This window comes from Curvibacter sp. GW821-FHT01G03, assembly GCF_059422285.1.
The window spans coordinates 1-2,261 of sequence record NZ_JBWKWP010000045.1 but is presented as its reverse complement, the minus strand read 5'-3'; the positions used below and the strand labels follow the sequence as shown (position 1 = coordinate 2,261).

Annotated in this window: 2 protein-coding genes; both read left to right on the top strand. The window is 55.4% G+C overall.

Going from position 1 to position 2,261, the window contains the following annotated elements:
* The coding region (locus AC07VS_RS28720) for a S8 family serine peptidase (protein WP_494752681.1) at nucleotides 1-981 on the top strand (981 nt) is incomplete at its 5' end.
* A gap of 18 nt (nucleotides 982-999) precedes the next feature.
* Nucleotides 1,000-2,097 (top strand): NHL repeat-containing protein, encoded by a 1,098-nt coding sequence (locus AC07VS_RS28715; protein WP_494752680.1) that lies wholly within the window; start codon nucleotides 1,000-1,002, stop codon nucleotides 2,095-2,097.
* Nucleotides 2,098-2,261: the final 164 nt, after the last annotated feature.

Genomic DNA, 2,261 nt, shown 5'->3' with positions numbered 1-2,261 from the left:
TGGTCTGCGCTGAACATCTCGATGAACACAGGAGCCGACTCGACAGACTTCAGTGGAGTGGGCACACCAGGCACGAATTTTTGGGAATTCAGCACTGAACTAGGCCGTGCAATGGCGATTGCCAGCAACAGGCTCTTGATTCTGCAAGCAGCCGGGAACAACAACAGCACCGACAACCAATGCCGCTGGGCATACGCTTTCGGCACCACCACCCCTGAATGGGATGGAATCATGGCTATTGGCGGCGTCGACTCATCCGGCAACCGCGCAACAGATCACCTGAACGCCGTCTTCAACAACACAGGTAACCAATACACAATTCCAGGATCGAATTATGGTTCTTGTGTAGAATTATGGGCACCCTCGAAATTCATCACCTCGATCCGCCACAACACCAATCTTACTCAAGTTCTTTCGGGCACATCTTTCGCGGCCCCTATCGCAACCGCCGTGGCCTTGCGTTATGGCGGCACCTCTACCCGGCCCATTGAACGCGAATGGTTTTTGAAAAAAAATGCGCTAACAACAACTTACGGCTACAAATCGGCCAAGTGGACAGCCTCGCCAGTCGCCCAAATAAAGCGGCATATTATAACGAGCGCATGGTCACCTCATAACAATGCAAACGTTGCCAACGTCTATAATGGGAATTATTCCGACATTTGGAATTCAAATGGATACAACGGCACCGTGGTCATCGACCTGGGCTCTACTAAAAATATCAAGTTCATCAGGATAACGCCCAGATCGTCGGTTGCACTTTCCGATGTTGCACCGTTTGTTTACTCCTTTGCACCGGCTCTCAACTCCACCGGAACGGAATCCGGCGCTTACCAAGGAGGTTCAGTGCCGAAGCATGGGGATCGAGCTCCAATTACGATTCCTCTTGCAACAGATATCAACACTCGCTATCTCAAGTTCAACGGACACAACTACGGATCGTGGTTTGCCTTGGCTGAAATTGAAGTGTTCGGCCTATGATGGGGGATGAAAAGTATCATGCCGATCCTTTACCTGTCGTTTTCTCGACTGACCCCATTATTTGCTGCATCGCTTGTTGCATGCGGTGGTGGTAGCGGTGGGCCCACAGAACCCGCCCCGCCTGTGGTCACCTCCCGAGTCACCGTTGAAGTTGTTGCTGGCACCACCAACCTAGCCAACGCACTGGCGACCGACCCGGCCCATGGATGCGATGGACCAGCGTCGAATGTCATCATCTCGGCGGATGCGCCAATCGCTCTTGGTGGAGATGGAAAATCGATCTTCATCGGGGCCGGTTGCGATTCCCTGCCGAGTGTTCGCAAGCTCGACCTCGAAAGTAAGACGGTCAGCACTGTCGCTCGCGGGGGAACTTTGCCTACCGGATCCGGTTCGTTCACCTTGACCAATTTCTTGTCAGCCAGAGCCGTGGCACAGTCCAGCAATGGGTCGCTTTTGATTGGAGATAGTGAGGAGTTCACCGGCGGCCTGACGCTCTCCGTGCGCGACAAGCAGGGTTTGGGGAACGGTGTTTGGCTTCTGTTACCTGGTGGCCAACTCCGACAACTGGCGGGCTTCTCGCACCCGGCACGGTCAGTTGCAGCTGATGGCGTGGGCCAGGCCGCTGTTTTCGGCATCATCTCGGCCATTTGCCCTGGGGGCGATGACAGCTTTTATGTGCACGATGGCGGATTCATTCGAAAATTGACACTGGACGGTACAGTTTCCACGCTGCGCGGAACGGATGGCGCCGCTGTGACCAGTATGGTCTGTGGTACCAGTGGCCGAAACCTTGTCACCAATGGTCAAGGGCAGTTGCAGGAAATCCCCAGCCAACAAACCTTCCCGTCCCTCAATGGGAAGTTAGGCTTGATTTATGGTCTGGCTGACGGGCCAACAGCCTGGGTGTCAAATCCAGCTGGCTCCACTCTAATGCTGACGAATCTTTCAACCGGCGCTGCTCTTGAAGGCTCGTCTCTTGGCCTCGGTGAATCAACGCAGCTCTCCTCTGCACCCTACGCCTTGCCGCCGCTGTCCTCCTTCAACTTCAGGACCGCGCCAGGCCAGGTGGCCTATGCTGCAACCGCCCACTCGATCGTCAAGCTGACTTACAAGTAACCCTTCAGCAGGTTCTGGCGCATGGCTTGCAGGCCCATGGCACTGATCAAGGCCATTCCCAGCAGCGAGCCCCCGCTGTCAAGCGGACGGGTTGATCCAGTCCTGCAAACCCTGCACCGTCTCGCGCACAAAGGCCCAGGTGGCCTGCATGCGGGCCTGGTGCT